Origin of the sequence: Williamsia sp. 1135 (genome assembly GCF_002095395.1) — a bacterium.
GTDB lineage: Bacteria > Actinomycetota > Actinomycetes > Mycobacteriales > Mycobacteriaceae > Williamsia.
Window position 1 is genome coordinate 172,065 of sequence record NZ_MJEI01000104.1, and the last position, 18,681, is coordinate 190,745.

At 67.1% G+C, this 18,681-nt stretch carries 17 protein-coding genes; 3 read left to right on the forward strand and 14 right to left on the reverse strand.

Going from position 1 to position 18,681, the window contains the following annotated elements; all coding sequences use genetic code 11:
* Genes mnhG through BFL43_RS23025 form a run of 6 tightly spaced genes read right to left on the reverse strand, consistent with a single transcriptional unit; the run spans position 1 to position 6,532 of the window.
* Positions 1-333 (reverse strand): monovalent cation/H(+) antiporter subunit G, encoded by a 333-nt coding sequence (gene mnhG, locus BFL43_RS23000; protein ID WP_084895105.1) that lies wholly within the window; start codon positions 331-333, stop codon positions 1-3.
* Positions 323-604, reverse strand: a complete 282-nt coding sequence (locus tag BFL43_RS23005) for a monovalent cation/H+ antiporter complex subunit F (RefSeq protein ID WP_084895107.1) — start codon at positions 602-604, stop codon at positions 323-325. Before BFL43_RS23005 ends, mnhG begins: the two co-directional genes overlap by 11 nt.
* Before the next feature lie 55 nt (positions 605-659).
* Complete coding sequence (locus BFL43_RS23010; protein WP_084895269.1) at positions 660-1,409, reverse strand: Na+/H+ antiporter subunit E; 750 nt, start codon at positions 1,407-1,409, stop codon at positions 660-662.
* 1 nt (position 1,410) lies between these two features.
* On the reverse strand, positions 1,411-3,021 hold the full coding sequence (locus tag BFL43_RS23015) for a Na+/H+ antiporter subunit D (RefSeq protein ID WP_084895108.1): 1,611 nt from the start codon (positions 3,019-3,021) through the stop codon (positions 1,411-1,413).
* Entirely contained in the window at positions 3,018-3,647 is a 630-nt protein-coding gene (locus BFL43_RS23020; protein ID WP_084895110.1) for a Na(+)/H(+) antiporter subunit C, read from the reverse strand. The genes BFL43_RS23015 and BFL43_RS23020 overlap by 4 nt, the downstream gene beginning before the upstream one ends.
* Complete coding sequence (locus BFL43_RS23025) at positions 3,644-6,532, reverse strand: Na+/H+ antiporter subunit A (RefSeq protein ID WP_084895112.1); 2,889 nt, start codon at positions 6,530-6,532, stop codon at positions 3,644-3,646. Before BFL43_RS23025 ends, BFL43_RS23020 begins: the two co-directional genes overlap by 4 nt.
* Before the next feature lie 291 nt (positions 6,533-6,823).
* Here BFL43_RS23025 and BFL43_RS23030 point away from each other — a divergent pair, with 291 nt between their 5' ends.
* Positions 6,824-7,246: a hypothetical protein gene (locus BFL43_RS23030; RefSeq protein ID WP_084895114.1), complete on the forward strand. Its 423-nt coding sequence runs from the start codon at positions 6,824-6,826 to the stop codon at positions 7,244-7,246.
* A gap of 10 nt (positions 7,247-7,256) precedes the next feature.
* On the opposite strand, the gene BFL43_RS23035 is transcribed toward BFL43_RS23030, so the two are convergent.
* The 5 genes from BFL43_RS23035 to BFL43_RS23055 all read right to left on the reverse strand — a co-directional run bounded on the left by BFL43_RS23035 (position 7,257) and on the right by BFL43_RS23055 (position 13,913).
* Positions 7,257-9,482, reverse strand: coding sequence for an AAA family ATPase (locus tag BFL43_RS23035; protein WP_206186735.1), 2,226 nt, complete (start codon positions 9,480-9,482; stop codon positions 7,257-7,259).
* A gap of 49 nt (positions 9,483-9,531) precedes the next feature.
* Positions 9,532-10,473 carry a phosphatidylcholine/phosphatidylserine synthase gene (locus BFL43_RS23040; protein WP_084895118.1) on the reverse strand — a complete coding sequence of 314 codons (942 nt, stop codon included), beginning with the start codon at positions 10,471-10,473 and terminating at the stop codon, positions 9,532-9,534.
* On the reverse strand, positions 10,470-11,183 hold the full coding sequence (locus tag BFL43_RS23045; protein ID WP_084895271.1) for a phosphatidylserine decarboxylase: 714 nt from the start codon (positions 11,181-11,183) through the stop codon (positions 10,470-10,472). The genes BFL43_RS23040 and BFL43_RS23045 overlap by 4 nt, the downstream gene beginning before the upstream one ends.
* Before the next feature lie 154 nt (positions 11,184-11,337).
* Positions 11,338-12,564 carry a gephyrin-like molybdotransferase Glp gene (glp, locus tag BFL43_RS23050; protein ID WP_084895120.1) on the reverse strand — a complete coding sequence of 409 codons (1,227 nt, stop codon included), beginning with the start codon at positions 12,562-12,564 and terminating at the stop codon, positions 11,338-11,340.
* Positions 12,564-13,913 carry a dipeptidase gene (locus BFL43_RS23055; protein WP_084895123.1) on the reverse strand — a complete coding sequence of 450 codons (1,350 nt, stop codon included), beginning with the start codon at positions 13,911-13,913 and terminating at the stop codon, positions 12,564-12,566. Before BFL43_RS23055 ends, glp begins: the two co-directional genes overlap by 1 nt.
* 135 nt (positions 13,914-14,048) lie before the next feature.
* Here BFL43_RS23055 and BFL43_RS23060 point away from each other — a divergent pair, with 135 nt between their 5' ends.
* Positions 14,049-14,837 carry an HAD-IIA family hydrolase gene (locus tag BFL43_RS23060; RefSeq protein ID WP_084895125.1) on the forward strand — a complete coding sequence of 263 codons (789 nt, stop codon included), beginning with the start codon at positions 14,049-14,051 and terminating at the stop codon, positions 14,835-14,837.
* Positions 14,838-14,924: 87 nt separating this feature from the next.
* On the opposite strand, the gene BFL43_RS23065 is transcribed toward BFL43_RS23060, so the two are convergent.
* Genes BFL43_RS23065 through BFL43_RS23075 form a run of 3 tightly spaced genes read right to left on the reverse strand, consistent with a single transcriptional unit; the run spans position 14,925 to position 17,756 of the window.
* Complete coding sequence (locus tag BFL43_RS23065) at positions 14,925-15,380, reverse strand: SRPBCC family protein (RefSeq protein WP_084895127.1); 456 nt, start codon at positions 15,378-15,380, stop codon at positions 14,925-14,927.
* A 41-nt stretch (positions 15,381-15,421) separates the two neighbouring features.
* Positions 15,422-16,546 (reverse strand): acyl-CoA dehydrogenase family protein, encoded by a 1,125-nt coding sequence (locus BFL43_RS23070; RefSeq protein ID WP_084895129.1) that lies wholly within the window; start codon positions 16,544-16,546, stop codon positions 15,422-15,424.
* Between the two features lie 37 nt (positions 16,547-16,583).
* Entirely contained in the window at positions 16,584-17,756 is a 1,173-nt protein-coding gene (locus BFL43_RS23075) for an acyl-CoA dehydrogenase family protein (protein ID WP_084895131.1), read from the reverse strand.
* Between the two features lie 132 nt (positions 17,757-17,888).
* Here BFL43_RS23075 and BFL43_RS23080 point away from each other — a divergent pair, with 132 nt between their 5' ends.
* Positions 17,889-18,551, forward strand: a complete 663-nt coding sequence (locus BFL43_RS23080) for a TetR/AcrR family transcriptional regulator (protein WP_084895133.1) — start codon at positions 17,889-17,891, stop codon at positions 18,549-18,551.
* Positions 18,552-18,681: the final 130 nt, after the last annotated feature.

The window sequence follows — 18,681 nt, forward strand, 5'->3', positions numbered from 1 at the left end:
TCAGTCGGTGCGCGGCGATTCGACGTCGTCGGAATCGATGAGGTCGTCGCGGATGCGTTGCTCCTGATATGCCAGCTTGCCGACCCGGTGCGCGATGACCGGCGCCGTGAGGAGCGCGAAGATGCCCGACAGCACCAGCATGCCGAAATCGATAGTGTCCCAGAGGCGGACGCCCGCACCGACGAGGACCAGGATCAGGCCGAGGGTCTGCGGTTTGGTGGCGGCGTGCATCCGCGTCATGGTGTCGGGGAACCGCAAGATACCGATGGACGCGGTGAACGCCATGGTGGATCCGGTCAGCAAAAGTACCGCGACCACGATGTCAGCGATCATGCTCGCCCACACCTTCGTTGTCCCGGACCCGGAATCGGGCGACCGCCACGGACCCGACAAAACTCAACAGTGACAGCGCGACGATCCCGGACACCACCGTCGAGTCCTCCGAGTAGGCGGCCCAGACCGCGAGCGAACACATCGCGACAGCCACCGCGGTGTCGAGGGCGACGAGACGGTCCAACGTGTTGGGCCCGATCAGCATGCGGGCGGTGGTGAGAACCGACGCCGCCAACAGCAGACCTGCCGCGATCATCCACACGTACGTCATGAGACCGCTCCGCCGTCGGCCGGCAGACCTGTCCGGTGGGTCGAGATCACGCTCATCAGATACCTCCCCGTGGGTAGTCGCCGGCGCTGAGGTCGTCGTCGATGCCGTGATACGGGCTGGCCCGCCACTCATGGTCCCGCTCGAAGCCGCGAATGAACAGCCGCTCGATGGTTTCGATCTGCTTGTAGAAGGCCTTGACCTTCTCCGGCGAGCTCGCGTCGAACAGGTGCACGTAGAGCAATCGACGGCTGTGATCGATCTCGACGACCATGGTGCCGGGGACGAGGTTGAGGTAGTCGACCGCAAGAGTCAGGACCATGTCCGATTTGATGGCGAGCCGGGCGCGCAGCACAGCGCTCAGCGGCGGCTTGGCCGGCCGGACCGCGGCCCAGGCGACCTGCGCGCTCGAGATGAAGAATGCAGCGATGAGTCGGGCAGCCAGTTCGAGGAGCGTGAGGGGGTGGATGCGGCCCTCGACCGGCACCCGGGGCAGCGGCAACGCGATCAGCACCAGCAGTGCCACCCCGATCCCGGTGAAGACGTTCGCGAGATCGTAGGTACCCCAGAGCAGTACCCACACGAAGGTCAGCCAGGTCACGTTCCACAGCCGTACGGCAACCTCGCGCCGGTTGCCACCGAACCACCGCTTGATCTGGATCCTGGCGCGGAACCAGAAGATGGTCCGGGCGATGTACCAGGCCAGAAAGATGACCGAGAAGCGCCAGGCGTTGACGAGGGCAGCCCGGATCGGGCCCCGCGGTGGGGGAGGCTGCGGCCGGGAGTGGGTGGTGGGCTCACTGCTCATCTCACCGATCACCTCCCAGCACGGCGTTGAGGTAGATGCTGGAGTCCGTCAGGTCGGCTGCGGCCTGGTCGGTGAACTCGAAGATCGGGCCCGCCCACAGGGTCAGGATGATGCCCGCGCCGACCATCGCGATGGTCGGGATGACCATCCCGATCGGCATCCGGCCGACGTCGGCACGGTCGTCGTACGCCACATCGTCGTCGTCACCCCCGAGGAGTGCGGCCGGCCCGGCGTCGGCGAGGTCGCCTTCGGGAGCGTCGGCGCGGGGACGCCAGAACGCCTTGGTCCACACGCGGGCGACCACGTACAGGGTCAGCAGACTGGTCACGACGGACCCGGCCACCAGTGTCCAGGCCAGTACGCTGCCATCTTGGACACCGGCTTCGATGAGCGCGACCTTGCCGATGAAGCCCGAGAACGGCGGGATGCCACCGAGGTTGAGGGCCGGGATCAGGAACAGCGCGGCGAGCAGCGGACTGGCAGCCAGGCCGCCGAGCCGGCGCAGCGAGGCAGACCCCGCCTGCCGTTCGATCAGACCCACCACCAGGAACAGGGTCGTCTGCACGAGAATGTGGTGGGCCACGTAGTAGATGGCGCTCGAGAGTCCGAACTCCGTGGACAGCGCGATGCCGAAGATCATGTAACCGATGTGGCTGACCAGCGTGAACGACAGCAATCGTTTGATGTCGGACTGGGCGATGGCACCGAAGATGCCGACCAGCATGGTCAGCAGTCCGGCAACCAGCAGGACCCGATCCATCGAGCCACCGGGGAACAGCAGGGTGTGCGCCCGGATGATCGCGTAGACGCCGACCTTGGTCAGCAATCCCGCGAAGACCGCGGTGACCGGGGCAGGGGCGGTCGGATAGGAGTCGGGCAGCCACGTCGACAGGGGGAACACCGCGGCCTTGATGCCGAACGCCACCAGCAACACGGCGTACAGCGCGCCCTTTGTCCCATCGGGGACGTCTTCGAGGCGCACCGCCATCTCGGCGAGGTTCAGGGTCCCGGTGGCCGCGTACGCGAAGGCGATGCCCGCGAGGAACACCAGCGACGACACCATCGACACCATCACGTAGGAGACACCCGCGCGCACACGGTCGGCGCTGGCACCGAGGGTGAGCAGCACGAAACTCGCGGCGAGGAGCACCTCGAACGAGACGAACAGATTGAACATGTCGCCGGCGAGAAACGCGTTGCAGACGCCGGTGCACAGCAGTAGATAGGTCGGCAGGAAGATCGACACCGGCTGTTCGGTGGTGCCGTCGCGGATACCCTGGCCGACCGCGTAGAGCATGACGCAGAGCAGGACTGCCGTCGACACGACCAGCATCAGAGCCGAGAGCTGGTCGGCCACGAGGGTCACACCGAGCGGACCGACATCGCCGCCCTTGGAGTCCCAGCCTCCGATGTGCAAGGCGTACGTGCCATCGCGATTGGTGAGGTACAGCAGCAGGCAGGCCGCGACGAAGGCGACGGTGATGGCACTGATGGTGACCATGCGCTGAAAGCGGGGATAGCGCCCCATGATCAGCGTCAGGACGGTCCCGATCATCGGGACCAGCACCGGGGTGACGATGAGCGTGGGGAACCACGCGTTCGACAACGTCATCGCGTCGCACCCCCTTCGGTGTCGTCGTCGAGCCCTGGTTGCTCGTCGGTGTCGGTTTCTTCGTCGTCGCCGAGTTCGTGACGATCCTCGATGTCGTCGGGTTCGTCAGGATCGGGCAGGACGTCGGTCTCGTGGATCTGCGCCCGCCGGGCCCGGATCTCCTCTTGGGTCACGGGATTTCCGTCGTCATCGAACAGATCGCCGCGGATGGTGTCCGACCCGGTGACCGGGTCGTCGCTGCGGTCCCGGTCAGGGGCGTCGAAATTGCGTTGCCGCTTGACCTTCAGATCCTCGGGGTCGTCGTCGACCTCGTCGTCGGTGTTGATCATGAAGCTGCGGTATGCGAGCGAGAGCACGAAGGCGGCCACGCCCATGGTGATGACGATCGCGGTGAGGACCATGCCCTGCGCCAGTGGATCGGCGTCGGCGCTGCGTTCGTCGGCGGTCCGGCCGATGATGGGGGGGTTCCCCATCGCGCCCGAGACGGTGACGATGAGCAGGTTGATCGCGTTGCCCACCAACAGCAATCCGAGCAGCATCCGGATGAGGCTGCGCTCGAGGAGCAGGTAGACGCCGCAAGCGGCCATGAGGCCGACCACGATCAGCAGGCCGAGGTTGATGCTCACGACGCCGCCTCCTGCGGCTCACGGCGACGGCGGGGAGGGTCCTCGTCTAGCCGGGCGCCGAGGCTGCGCAACACGTCGAGGACGAGGCCGACGACGATCAGGTAGACGCCGAGGTCGAAGAAGATGGCAGTGACGAGCTTGACATCACCGAAGATCGGCAGGGTGAACTCGAAGGTCGCCGACGACAGTGCAGGCGCTCCGAGCAGGACCGACGCGACCGCTGTACCCACCGAGAAGCCCAGGCCCACCCCGAGAATGCGTCCTGCGTCGATCGGCAGCGCCTCACCGAGCTCGTACCGTCCGCCTGCGAGGTAGCGCAGAACCAGCGCCAGGCCCATCGTCAACCCGCCCGCGAAGCCGCCGCCGGGCGCGTTGTGACCTGCGTAGAAGAAATACAGCGACAGCACGATCATGGTCGGGAAGATGATCCGGGTGGTCGCCTCGAGCACCATCGAGCGATGTCGAGGGTCGCGGAAGTTGCTGCCGCGCAACCAGGTCGTCCGTTCGCCGAACTGTTCCTTGCCGTCGGATTCGGGCCGCGGCGTACGGGCGCGGGTGGCGTCGGCGACTCGCGGCGCCGCACCGAAGCGGCGGTGTCGGAAGACCATCGACGCCACACCGGTCGCCGCGACCAGCAGGACCGACACCTCGCCGAGGGTGTCCCAGGCACGGATGTCGACGAGCAGGACGTTGACCGCGTTGGAGCCGTCGCCGTACTTGTATGCCGCATTGGGTAGTTCGGACGCCATCGGCACGGTGGTTCGAGCCGCGGCGGCGAACAGGCCGACCAGGACCAGCAAGGCACCGAACGCGAGACCGAGCAGGGCCCGCAGCGGCTTGAACCCGGTTGCGTGCCGCGACTCGGCCTCTGCAGGCAACTTGCGCAGGACGAGCACGAAGATGACGAGGGTCAGTGTCTCCACGAGGAACTGGGTCAGGGCCAGGTCAGGCGCGCCGTGCAGGGCGAACAAAACGCCACAGCTGTAGCCCGTGACACCGACCACCAGGACGGCCGCGAGGCGATTGCGGAGCACCGCCGCCGCTATCGCGGACGCGATCATGATGCCGCCGATGACCAGCTGCACCGGTGACTCGAACCCGTTGAGTTCCAGGCGATTGCGCGCGCCGGTGAACAGCACGATCGTCGGCAGCAGCACCAAGGTCACGATGATGATGCCCTGGGTCAGCGGCAGGGAACCGCGCTGGGTGTTTCGGGTCAGGTTGATGGAGATGGTGTCGGCGCCGCGCAGGACGGCGTCGTAGATCCGGTCGGCGTTACCGAGCGCGGGCTTGACGAAGCCGAGGCGGCCCAATTCGCGGACCAGGGCGAACAACGCGGTGCCGAACACGATCGCGATGGCGCTGAGCAGTAGTGGCAGGTTGAAGCCGTGCCAGAGGGCGAGATGGACGAGTTCTTCGGAGCCGTAGCTGGTGACGGTGTCGGCGTACGGCTCGAACCGTGCACCGAGCAGACCCGACAGCGGCCCGAAGGCGACGCCCGCCACGGCGAGGAACAGGGCGGGCAGCTGAAACGCGAGGTTCGGCTTGTGCATCTTGGCGACGGCGGGGCTGGGCTCTGTCTTGCGCTTGCGACCGAACGCACCCCAGATGAATCGGAGCGAGTAGGCGACGGTGAGGATCGACCCGAGCACCAGGACGATCACCACGACCGGTCCCTGCCAGGCACTGAGCGCCCCGGTGTCCCAGATCTCGGCGAAGGCGGTCTCTTTGCCGACGAATCCGAGGGTGAGCGGTATCCCGGCCATGCTGGCGGCGGCCAGGGCGGCGATGACCGCGAGCAGCGGGGTTTCTTTACCGAGGCGGGCGAGCTTGCGCAGGTCCCGCGTGCCGGTCGAGTGGTCGATGATGCCGACCACCATGAACAGCGCTGCCTTGAAGAATGCGTGGGCCACGAGCATCGCGAGTGCGGCCATCGCCACGTCGGCGTCACCGATGCCCACCAGCACCATCAGGAACCCGAGCTGCGAGACGGTGCCGAAGGCCAGGACCAACTTGAGGTCGTACTCGCGCAGCGAACGGAATCCGCCGAGCAGCATCGTCACCATTCCCAGCCCGACGACGAGGACGTGCCACGACACCAGGTCGGAGAACGCGGGTGCGAGCCGGGCGACCAGGAAGATGCCGGCCTTCACCATCGCGGCGGCGTGCAGGTATGCGCTGACCGGGGTCGGTGCTGCCATGGCGCCGGGCAACCAGAAGTGGAACGGGAAGATCGCGGACTTGCTCAGCGCGCCGACGAGGATCAGCACGATCGCGACCGTCACCGACCATCCGACGGGTGGGTTCGCGATGATCTCCGACAGCGAGTACGACCCGGCGGCCTCGCCGAGCATGATGATGCCGACCAGCATCGCCAGGCCACCGGCAGTGGTGACGAGCAGGGCCTGGGTCGCGGCGCGGCGACTGGTCGCACGAACCGCGTAGAAGCCGACGAGAAGGAACGACAGGACTGTCGTCAATTCCCAGAAGATGTAGAGCACGAGCATGTTGTCGCTGCAGACGAGCCCGAACATGGCGCCTGCGAAGGCAACCATCTCCCCGCCGAAGCCGGCCACCCGTCGTCGCGTCTCGCTGAAGTACTCGGCGCAGTAGCAGAGGACGAGCGCGCCCACCCCGAGGACGAGGACGGACATGATCGCGGCAAGGGTGTCGAACCGCAGATCGATGTTCATCTGGAGTTCGGGGACCCAGGTGATGGACTCGGTGCGGATCCCGTCTGCCTCGTCGGGCCAGTTGGCGAAGACCCAGACGAGTCCTCCGAACGGTGCCAGGGCGAGCACATAGAAACCCCGCCGGCCCAGCCACGTGATGATCCCAGGCGCCAGCGCAGCCGTGATGGCCAAGGCGGCCAGTACTGCGATCAAGGGGCACTCCGTCGATCAGGTGGGCGGGGTGTCGGGCGCGGAGAGAGGTGGCGGCGAACTACGCACCGACCAATGGCCGCGAGAAGTCGCACTGAGTGGTTTCGCCTCACTCTCCAGGTCTTCAGTCTACCGTTAGCGCTGCTAGGTGACGTATTCGGGTGAGGACGGCCCGGCTGACGCAACTCGCCGGTGCCCGTCCGATTCCCGCGAGCGGGGCCCTTCGCGGCAGGTCACATGAAGAACCGGCAGGTGTTCCACGCGAGCTCCGAGGTCACCACTTAGGCTGTCCTCATGAATCGGGTGCGGGTCTTGGTGATCCTGTTTTTCGCGGGTGCGATGTTGTTGGTGGGTGCGTGTGGCGGCGACGACGCGAAGTCGCCTACCGAGAGCCCCGGATCGGTGGCGCTGCCCGATGATTTTCCCGAGCAGGTACCGCTGATCGAGGGCTCGGTACTCGCCGCCGGGGGAACCGCGAAGGAAGGCTGGAACCTCACGGTGGCCGGTGCTGCGGATGCCGGTAACCCGTTCGACAACGCATCCACCCAACTCACCGACGGAGGCTTCACCGAGGAGTTCGCGCGAGAAGAGGGCGGACAGACGGTGAAGGGGTACTCCGCCGACAAGGACGGGAAAACCTACACCGTGGTGATCGGCACCACCGCCGGGTCGGCGGTCGGACCGAACTCCATCACCTACCTGGTATCCGTGCGCTGATCTGATCGGATCAGCCGCCGCGCTTGTCCGCGTACTGACGCAGGTTCTCCACCTGCTCCGGATCCAGGGACGGGCGGACCTTGTCCCGGGCGACGGCCACGTCGTCGGCCGTGACGGTGGCGGCATCGATGTTGCGGCGCATGGCCGCCAGCGCGGCTTCCCGCAGGAGCGCGGCGCAATCGGCGGCGGAGTAGCCGTCGAGGGTCTGTGCGAGCTCGTCGAGACTGATCTCTTCGGCCAGCGGTACCGACTTGCTCGACGTCCGCAGGATGTCGCCTCTGGCCGCTGCGTCGGGCGGCGGGACGAACACGAGGCGTTCGAGCCTGCCCGGGCGCAGCAGCGCGGGGTCGATGAGGTCGGGCCGGTTGGTTGCCCCGAGCACCACCACATCGCGCAGCGGCTCGACCCCGTCGAGCTCGGTGAGCAGGGCGGCGACCACGCGGTCTCCGACGCCGGAGTCCGACGACTGGCCGCGACGCGGTGCCAGCGCGTCGATCTCGTCGAGGAAGATCAGGGACGGCGCCGACTCGCGGGCGCGATCGAACAGGTCGCGTACCGCCTTCTCCGACGACCCGACCCATTTGTCCATCAGCTCGGCGCCCTTGACGCTGTGCACGCTGAGCTGTCCGGACGCCGCCAGGGCGCGGACCACGAACGTCTTGCCGCAGCCCGGCGGGCCATACAGCAACACCCCTCGCGGCGGGTCGACACCGAGGCGGGTGAAGGTGTCGGGATGACGCAGTGGCCACAGGACGGCCTCGGTGAGTGCCTGTTTGGTCTCCACCATGTCGCCGACATCCTCGAGGGTCAGACTGCCCACCGCCACTTCTGGTGAGGCTGAACGGGAGACCGGCCGGATCACCTCGAGCGCCCCGGTCAGGTCGGACCCGATGAGCCTGGGTGGTTCGCCGTCCCTGGCGCTGCGGGCTGCTGCTCTCAATGCCGCTTCGCGGGTCAGGGCCGCGAGGTCGGCAGCCACGAAACCCGGCGTCCGCGAAGCGATCTCGCCGAGGTCGATCGTGTCGGTCGGGACCTTGTCGAGCAATGCCGACAGCAGGCCTCGGCGTATCTTGTTGTCGGGCAGCCCGATCGAGAGTTCGCGATCGCAGAGGTCTGGATCGCGTAGTCGCCGATCGAGGTTCTCCGGGGCGGAGCTGGTGCAGATCAGTGCCACCCGGGGTGCGGTGATCGCCACCCGCAGGGCGTCGAGGATGAGCGCCGAGACGGGATCGGCCTCGGCGGGCAGGAGCGCTTCCACGTCGCTGATCAGCAACACGGCGCCGTTCTCGGTCGGACGCGAGACCAATTGCTGTACCGCGGCTTTCACGGCACCGAGTCGACCCGATGCCTCGACCGCCCCGGTGACCGGACCGTCGAGGTAGATCAGTTCACGACCTGCGCACACCGCCCTGGCGACGGTGGCCTTCCCGACGCCGGGCGGGCCGGTGAGTACGACACCCAGGCGGGCCTGAGCGCCGAGGGTGGTGAGCAGTTCCGGGTTGTCCAGGGCGAGCCCGAGCCATTCGGTGAGTTTGTCGACCTGCGCGTCGACGCCGACGAGTTCATCGACCGTTCGGGGTGGCGGAGGTGGTACTGCTGAAACGGGGGCGGCGGGGGAGGCAGGTGCGGAGGCGGCCGGGTTCGTCGTCGACGGCACCGGCAGCGTGCCGTTCTTGTCGGCCCAGAGCACCGCGGTGTTGGGTTGCACACTCACCGGACCTGCGGGTTCCGCGCTGACCACCGTCAGCAATTCGTTGGTCCAGGTGATGCCGACCGAGCGGGCCAGGGTGCGCGTCGCGTCCGACGTCGCGAAGTCGGGGCCGAGGTCACGGGGTAACAGTGAGACCACATCCGCGACGGAGACCACCTTGCCGAGCAGCGCGCGGCGCAGGGTCGGTTCGTCGACGGATTCGGAGGTCAGTGATGACCCGCGGACGATGATGCGGGTGGCTCCGTGCACGATGGCGGGCGAAAGGACCACGGGAGCATCGGCTTTGAGCCCGGCATTCGACAGCGTCAGCTCGTCGAGCAGAGCGATGCCTGTCGGAGCCGAGTCGCCGTTGGCCGCGATGACCGCGGCCGTGGTGCGGGATCCGATGACGGCGACGCCGTCCCACTCGCGCAACGCCAGCGCCGCCAGGACCTCCGGATGCACCCGGACGATTCCGCGGCGGGCCTCGGCCGCGGAGAGGTTGAGTCGGGCGGTCAGCGTCAGTTGCGGCGATGCGGCGGTCACCTCAGCAAAACTACCCGGCAATCGGAGAGAACCCCTGCACCTGGGAGCACTACCGGGGCGGCCCGCCCGGACGCCGCAACCCCAGACGCGCAGCCGACTTGGTCGGCCGGCCGCGACGGACCTGGCGGATCGCCCGGCGCTCTGCACGCCGCTCCCTCGGATGGAAACCCCAGGTTTCGGGCCGGCTCGCCACCCAGCGCTTGGTGCGCCAGGCGAACGGGATGTGGGCCAGATAGATCCCGATGGCCACGACCATGAGCAGGTACGGATAGGTGAGCAGCGCAGCGGCGAACAGTGCGACCCCGATGAGTACGAGCACGAGCGCGTTCGGCGGCACCGCGTAGGACTTCAACGAGGCCGTGGGCAGGCGGCTCACGGCGAGCAGCGCCACGAACGTCATCCACCCACCGACGAAGGCGTCGGAGGTCCACCAGCCGGTTCCGAACTGCTGGTCGAGGGCGATCGGCAGGATCGCGATGAGGGCGGCCGCAGGTGCGGGCACCCCGACGAAGAAATCCTTGGTGTACTGGGGCGAATCGTCGTCGTCGATCAGGGTGTTGAACCGCGCCAGTCGCAAAACGATTGCACAGCAATAGATCAGCGACAGCAACCAGCCGACGTCGTTGCCCTGCAGCATCAGCACATACAGCGTCAGCGCCGGTGCGACGCCGAAGTTGATCGCATCGGCGAGTGAGTCGAGTTCGGCACCGATCTTGGTGGTGGCGCCGAGGAGCCGGGCCACCCGGCCGTCGATGCCGTCGAGCAGGGCTGCGGCCGCGATCATCGCGACGCACAGATGCACCCGGCCGTCGAGGGCGAATTTGGCCGCCGACAGGCCCGCGCAGATGGCGAGCACGGTCAACGCCGACGGGACGAGCAGTTTGCCGGTGTTCAGGGTGCCGGCGCGGCTGGGTCTCGACCGGCGCGGTAGCGCCTGCGGTACCCGGTGGGCGGTGCGGCGAGCAGGTTCTCTCCGGACGGGCTCTTTCATTTCAGATGAGCCAGCACTGTTTCCGCCCCGACGGCCCGCTGACCGACGGCGACAAGGGGGGTGGTGCCCTCGGGAAAGTAGACGTCGACGCGGGAGCCGAACCGGATCAGACCGTAGGTGTCGCCGAGGGTGACGGCATCACTCGGGCGGACGTCGCAGACGATCCGGCGGGCGATCAGGCCCGCGATCTGGACGACCGCGATCTCGGCGCCGTCATCGGCCCGGATCAGCATCGAATTGCGCTCATTGGCCTCGCTCGCCTCGGGCAGGTCGGCGCTCACGAAGGTGCCCGGCCGGTACTCGACGGCCTCGACGGTCCCTGCGACGGGAATGCGCTGGACGTGGACGTCGAAGATCGACAGGAAGATCGACACGCGTGGTCGGGGTGTGGCGGGCAAACCCAGCTCGGCGGGTGGCGCGGCATGATCGACCAGGGCGACCTGACCGTCGGCCGGGGCCACCACCACACCCGGGACGTTGGGTGGCACGCGATGGGGGTGCCGGAAAAATGCTGCGGTCGCCAGTGCCGCGACGGTCGCTGGGGTGCGGATCCACCCGTGCTTGCGGCCCAGGACGGCCACGGCCGCCGGTGCGGCGACAAAGGGGATTCCGCCGCGGTGTAGCGGCGGCACGGTTTCGCGGACCAGGTCGGCAAAGTGTGCCAGGCGGGTCGTCGGCTCGGATTCGGTCGGCTTGGGGCGTCTGGCCATGGGTCCCATTGTCGCAGGCGGCATGCTCGCGTCGACCGTTGCGATCATGTCTTGTCCGAATTCAGCCCCGTGAGCTGCCACGAAGGGCAGATTTCCCTCGGTCGATGCTCTCGGGGATGAACGTGGCGGGTGTCCGTGTAGATCTCGAGCCGGCTCAGTCCTCGAGCAGTAGGACCTCGATGGTGCTCCCGGCCTCGACGCGCTCGACGTCGGCCGCGATGTCGAGCAGTGCATTGGCGGACGCCATGAAGGCCAGGTGATGCGATCCGGGCGGGCCGATGGGTTTGACGATCGCCCCGGCGCCGACGATCTCGAGTTCCCCGCGCCGGAACTGCCGTTTGCCCGCAGGGGAGGTGAAGGACTCGGTGACCTGGGCGTGCGCCGTCCGGCGCCCCGGGGGCAGGCCCATCGCGGCACGCAGTGGGGGTCGGACGAAGACCTCGAATGACACTTGGGCACTGACCGGATTGCCGGGCAACGTGACGATGGGGACCGCGGTGCCCGCCGCGCTGGTGTAGTGCCCGCAACCCTGCGGCATACCCGGTTGCATCGCGACCTTCGTGAACTCGACGCCGTGGCCGGTGAGCGCGTCCTTGACGACCTCGTAGGCGCCGGCGCTGACGCCACCGGAGGTGATGATGAGGTCGGCGCCCTGCTCGCGGTCGACGTACTCGTCGAGCCTGGCGCGGAACTCGTCGACGCTGTCGGGAACGAAGTGCACCTGCTCGGCGAAGGCTCCCGCTTCGGTGGCTGCAGCGGTCAGCATCGCCCCATTGGACTCGTAGATCTGCCCGTGGTCGAGCGGCGTACCGGCGGGGACGAGCTCGCTGCCGGTCGAGAGCACCAGGACCCGCAGCGGTGCGAAGACCCGGATATGCGAGAGTCCCAGCGCTGCCAGCAGTCCCAACTGTGGCGCGTGCAGCACCCGGCTGGCGGTCAGTGCGAGGCGGCCGGGTGCGATGTCGGAGCCCGCGGTCCGGATCGCCGCCCCGGCGTCGACAGCGGCGTAGATCCGGACCTCGTCGACCCCACCGTCGGTCCTCTCGACCTGGATCACCGCGTCGGCGCCGGCGGGTAGAGGTGCGCCGGTCATGATCCGGTGCGCCGTACCAGCGGAGAGGGTGAGGCGATCGGTGCGACCGGCCGGGATGTCCTGCGCCACCGGCAGGATCACCGGATCACCGTCGGTCGCCGCGGCGATGTCTGCGGCCCGCACGGCGTACCCGTCCATCGCGGAGTTGTCGAAACCCGGCAGGGACAGCGTCGCGGTGATGTCCTCTGCGAGCACCCGCCCCAGGGCCTCGCTCGCGGGCAGTGTCACGGTTCGGGGCGCTGCGAACAGCGCGTTCACGTGCTCCTGGTGTTCGGGAACGCTGCGCATCAGGCCTTCACTTGGTAGGTCGAGAGGAACAACGCCAGGGACAGCGCGGTCTTGGAGATCTCGCCGGGATCCACACTCTCGTTGGGTGCGTGGATCCGGCAATTCGGTTCTTCGACGCCGAGCAGCGCGATCTCGGCGCGAGGGCAGATCTCGGACAGGACGGTGCACAGTGGGATCGAGCCACCCTGTCCCGAGAACAGCACCTGCGAACCGTAGGCCTTACTCATCGCGGTGGTCAGGGCGGTGTACCCCGGACCGTCGGTGGTTGCCGAGAACGGTGCGCCGGTTGCCAGCACCTCGACGTCGACCCGTGCGTGCCACGGGATGTGCCGGTGTAGGTGGGCTTCGAGCGCGGCAGCACCGGCCTTCGGATCCGTCCCGGGTGGCACCCGCAGGTTCAGCAGGGCCGCAGCGCGCGGATTGATGGCGGCAGGGGCGTCGGAGGTCGGTGGCGCATCGAGACCGATCACCGTCACCGCAGGCCGGGCCCACACCATCTCCGCAGGTGAACCCGAGCCCAGCAGATCCACGCCGTCGAGAGTCGTCGAGTCCGAGCGGAACTCACGTGGGTCGTAGGACGCTCCGGGCCAGGCCTGGTCGCTCGGCAGGCCGTCGATGGTGGTGTTGCCGTCGGCGTCACGCAAGGTGGCCAGACCCGCGATGAGCGCGGCGAGCGCGTCTGGCGCGGCACCGCCGAACTGGCCCGAATGCACTTCAGAGCCAAGGGTTTGCACAGACACCCGCACCGCGGCCATCCCACGCAGACTGGTGGTGAGGGTGGGGACACCGGGGGCGACGTTGCCGGTGTCGCAGATGAGGATCATGTCCGCGTCGAACAGTTCGGGACGCGAACGGGCCAACCGGTCGAGACCTTGTCCGCCTGCCTCTTCCGATCCCTCGATCACCACCCTGATACCGACGGGCGGCAGCGGGGACAGGGAACGCAGCGCGGTCAGCAGCGCCACGACGTTTCCTTTGCAGTCCGCAGCGCCGCGGCCGTACCACCGCCCGTCCCGTTCGGTGAGGGCGAACGGCGAGGTCTCCCAGAGCTCATCCGGGCCGGCCGGTTGCACGTCGTGATGTGAGTACAACAGCACGGTGGGCGAGCCGGGCGGACCAGGTTGGTATCCGAGGATGGTCTGGCTGCCGTCGGAGGTGTCCATCACGAGGGAGTCGATCCCGGCATCGGAGAAAGCGCCGCGAACCCAGGCCGCGCTGGCCCGGCAATCGTCCCGCTTGTCGGGGTCGTCGTGCACCGAGGACAGGGCCACCAGATCCGCGAGATCTGAATGTGCGCGGGACATCAAACCGTTCACGCGCTTGGACAGGGTCGAGAGCTGGTCGGCCATGGCCCCAGCATGCCGCAGTGACTCGGAGACGACCAGCCTTCGGCAAGGTGTTTCGGGCCCTGCGTCGATGTTCGGGCCTGTGAGACCGGCGGTCCGTCGTGCGACGGTCCCGCGGCAGGACTAGGTTTCTGAGGTATGGCTGAAGGGTTGTTACTCGACATCGACGGGGTGATCGTCACCTCGTGGAAGCCGCTGCCCGGTGCGGTCGAGGCCCTCGAAGTCATCGCCGACTCCGGGATCCCACGAATGTTCCTCACGAACACGACGTCGCGGTCGCGCGGCCAGATCGCCGACACCCTCACCGATGTGGGCTTCACGGTGCGCGCGGATGAAATCCTCACCGCTGCCGTCTTGACCGCCGAGTATCTGCGATCGCATCACGCGGGCAAACGGGTCGTCGTCCTCAACGAAGGCCCGGTGACCGAGGACATGGACGGCGTGGATCTGGTCGACGACGATCCGGAGGTCCTCGTCTTCGGAGGTGCGGGGCCCTCGTTCAGCCACGACGTGCTCTCGCGTGCTCTCGCGTGGATGCTCGACGGCGTCCCGGCCATCTCGATGCATCGCTCGTTGACCTGGGCCACCGCGGGCGGGCCGAAGATCGACACCGGGGTCTACCTGGAGGGACTGCAGAAGGCGACGGGCAAGAAGATCCGGGCGATCGGGAAACCGTCGCCGCTGGGTTTCCGGTCGGCGGTCGAGATGCTCGGTGTCGGGGATCCGTCCGGGGTGGTCATGGTCGGCGACGACATATACAGCGATGTGCTCGGAGCCCAGAAAACCGCGATGACGGGCGTCCTGGTGCGGACCGGCAAGTTCGTCCCTGATCAGCTCGACGCACTGCACAAGGACGAGTTCGGGCAGGTCCCCGATCACGTCATCGACTCGATCGCGGACCTACCCGACCTGCTCAAGAAGCTCTGACAGCACAAACCCACCCGAAGTGGTCAAACCCACGGGTCTCGGACTCGTGGGTTTGACCGGAACGGGTGGGTTTGTGCGGGGCGCGGTCTAGTGGACCGCCGCCTTGATCTTGCCCAGCGTCTGATTCATCCCGTCGATGAGTTCGGCGTCGAACGGCTTCTCGCCGCCCATCGCGACGTTGATCAGCACCTGCGACACCTTCTTGGTGTTGTTGGGCGCCTCGCGGCGTTCGGTCAGCTTCACGCCGTCGTCGGTCGGCGTGATGGTGAAGCTCCAGATGCTGCCGTTCTCGGTGATCCGGTAGGCGATCTCTTTGTTCGGCTCGAACCGCACCACCTTGGCGGTGGTGGGCCAGACCAGCAGGCCGCGCTTGTTCACGTTGATGGTCTTGGTCCCCAGAGTCACCGGACCGCCGCCGCGGACGACCACCTTGCGGCACTGCGGGCTCCATTCACCCATCCGCTTGAGGTCGGAGACCAGCTCCCAGACCTTCTCCGGCGATGCCTTGATCTCGGTGGACGCTTCTAGCAGTGGTGCAGCCATGGGTCTCCTGTCTGATGGTTACTCGTCAACGAAATTTGTCACTATCCGATCAGAATCTTGTCATAGTCGCCGACCTGGTCCGACAGGGTGCGCAGATGGTCAGCTGCGCCGCCGAGCGTGTGTTCGAGCGCGAGCAGGCGGCTCACGTAATGGCCCACGGGGTACTCAGCGGTGATGCCGATGCCGCCGTGCATCTGGATGGCTTCTTGGCCGACCTTGCGGGCCGAGCGGCAGACCTGCAGCTTCGCTCGCGAGGCGATCACCGGATCGACCTCACCCTCGGCGAGGGTCACGGTCGCGTACAGGCTCAGGCTGCGGGCGAGCTCGACAAGGACGTACATGTCGGCGGCGCGATGGGTGAGCGCCTGGAACTTCGCCAGCGGCACACCGAACTGCTTGCGCTGCTTCAGGTAGTCGGTGGTGAGCCGCAGGGTCTGCTCCATCGCGCCGACCGCCTCGGCGCAGAGAGCCACCTGAGCGACGACCTCGGCCTTGACCAAAGCGGCGGCTGTGTCGCCCGAATCGAGCAGGGTCGCGGGTGCGTCCTGCAAGTCGATCTCGGCGCCGCGACGGGAATCATGCGTCCGGAAGTCGGTGCGCGTGAGGCCCTGTGCATCGGCGTCGACCAGGAAGAGCCGGATCTCGTCATCGAGGCGGGCACTCACTACGAGCACATCGGCGCAATCGCCGTGCAGGACCGGGTTCTTGCGGCCGGTGAGGGTATGACCGTCGCCCGATGCGGTGGCGGTGGTCTTGACCGCCGTGTGGGGCCAGCGATCGCCGGGTTCGGTGTGCGCGAAAGCACCCAGCAGATCACCGGAGGCCAGTTGCGGCAGATACTTCGACTTCTGGTCGGCGCTGCCGACATCCGCGATGAGACCGCCCGGGATCAGGACGGCGTCGAGGAGCGGCTCGGGTGCGAGAGCGCGGCCGAACTCGCCGAGCACTGCCGAGATCTCCTCGGGGCCCGCGCCCATCCCGCCGTCCTCCTCGCTGAACGACAGGCCGAGAATTCCGATCTCGCCCAACGACTTCCAGACGTCCCGACTCCAACCGAGGTCGGTGTCGGTCACGTCGCGGAGCTTCTCGAGGTCGTAGAACTTGGTCAGGACGTCGCGCGTGGTGTCGCGAAGGAGGGTCTGTTCTTCGTTGTATTCGAAATCCATGGTGAAAGGCAGTCCTTCTGGTGTGCGGGCGAGGGGGCTACAGGCCGAGGATGGAAGACGCGATGATGGTGCGCTGGACCTCGGACGAACCGCTGTAGATCGACACCTTGCGGAAGTTCAGGTAGGTCGGCACCGTCTCCTGAGCCCAACCGGGCGAGGCGATGTCGGCGGCGTTGACCGCGAGGGAATCGACACCTGCGAGGTCGGCGAGCAGCTCGGTCGAGGCTTGCTGCAATTCGCTTCCGCGCAATTTGAGGACCGACGAGACCGGGTCCGGCTTGCCGTCGGCGGATGCCGCGACCACTCGGAGCTGGGTCAATTCCAGTGCCAGCAACTCGTTTTCGAGTTCGGCCAAGCGCGCGGCGAACAGCGGATCCTGCAGGAGGGTGCCGTCGCCGACGGGGGTCTTCGCGGCGATCTCTTTCGCCAGGGTCAAGCGGTTCTTGGTGATACCGACCCGGGTGACGCCCGCTCGCTCGTTGCCGAGGAGGAACTTGGCGTAACCCCAGCCGGCGTTCTCTTCACCGACGAGGTTTTCGACCGGGACGCGGACGTTCTCGAAGAAGACCTCGTTGACCTCGAAGCCGCCGTCGATCAGCTGGATGGGACGGACGGTGACGCCCTCGGACTTCATGTCGATCAGCAGGAAGCTGATGCCGGCCTGCCGCTTCGGGGCGTCGGGGTTGGTGCGCACCAGGGCAAAGATCCAGTCGGCGTACTGCGCCATCGTGGTCCAGGTCTTCTGGCCGTTGACGACGTAGTGGTCGCCGTCGCGCACCGCTTTGGTCTTCAGCGACGCCAGGTCGGATCCGGCCTCGGGCTCCGAGAACCCCTGGCACCACCAGATGTCGAGGTTGGCCGTGGGTGGGAGGAACCGCTCTTTGAGCTCCTGCGAGCCGAAGTTGGCGATGACCGGACCGACCATGTCAGCGTTGAACGCCAGTGGCTCGAGGACAGACGCGAGGTTCATCTCGTTCTGCCAGATGTGCTTCTGCACCGGGGTCCACTCTTTGCCGCCCCACTCGGCGGGCCACTTCGGGACGGCCAGGCCGTGCTCGTTGAGCTTGCGCTGGACGGCGATCATGTCGTCCGGCCAGATCGAGGTGCCGGCTGCGGCGCGCTCGCGGATTTCCTTGGGGATTTCGGTGGTGAAGAAGGTGCGCATTTCCTCGCGGAAGGCAACATCTTCGTCGCTGAGTTTGAGATGCATGGTTCCTTGATACTCCCGTTCGTGTACCCGCGCATGACACTGATCACATAGAGCGATGTGCTCATCGAAACAAAGTTTTACTCCTCGGTCAAACTTTGGTTACCCGCGGGGTGGATGTCATAAACTGCGCGGATGGCAGGAGTCCGGCACGCCTCGGTGGGGAAATCCCCGCGTCGTAGCAACGGCAATCGTCCGAGCGACGACGCATTGCTCGACGCGGCCAGAGATGTCTTCGACGTCACCGGCTATCACGCGACGTCCATGGAGGCGATTGCGCAGCACGCGAACTCGACGAAACCGACGCTCTACGCACATTTCGGGAGCAAGGAACAGCTGTACCGCGCGGCCTTGGAGCGGGAGGCCTCTCAGATGCGGGGATGGCTCTTCGAGGCATACGAGTCGGTGGCCGGCCTGACGATGGAGGAGCAGGTCAGGGCCGATATGTTGGCGTTCTTCCGCTACGCCACCACGCACCCGACGGGCTTCGGATTGCTCTTCGGCGACACCGGGTCGGGGCCGGCCGCCGAGGTTCGCGACGACCTGGTGCATGCCATCACCGATCAGATCGCGGTGCGGATCAGGGCGTACTACATCCAGCGTCGCCTTCCGCCACCGGCGCAGAGCGCGGAACTGCTGGCGTCGATGCTCGTGGGCATCGCCATCCATGGGGGTCGGCAGGCGTTGCTGCTCTCGCTGCCACCCGCCGACGTCGGGGCGTTCGCGACGGCGCTCGCCCACGCGGGGTTGCAGCATCTCGCCCCGGCGCACATGGAAGCCATCGACGAGCTCGGCTGACGCGGGTCGCGCGCCCGATCTGCTCCACTTTCGGGGATCTGCTCCGCTTCCAGTGCGCTGGAAGCGGAGCGCATTCCCAGAACCGGAGCAGATGTTGCTGGGTGGGTGTGTTCACCGGCAACGTCTCCGC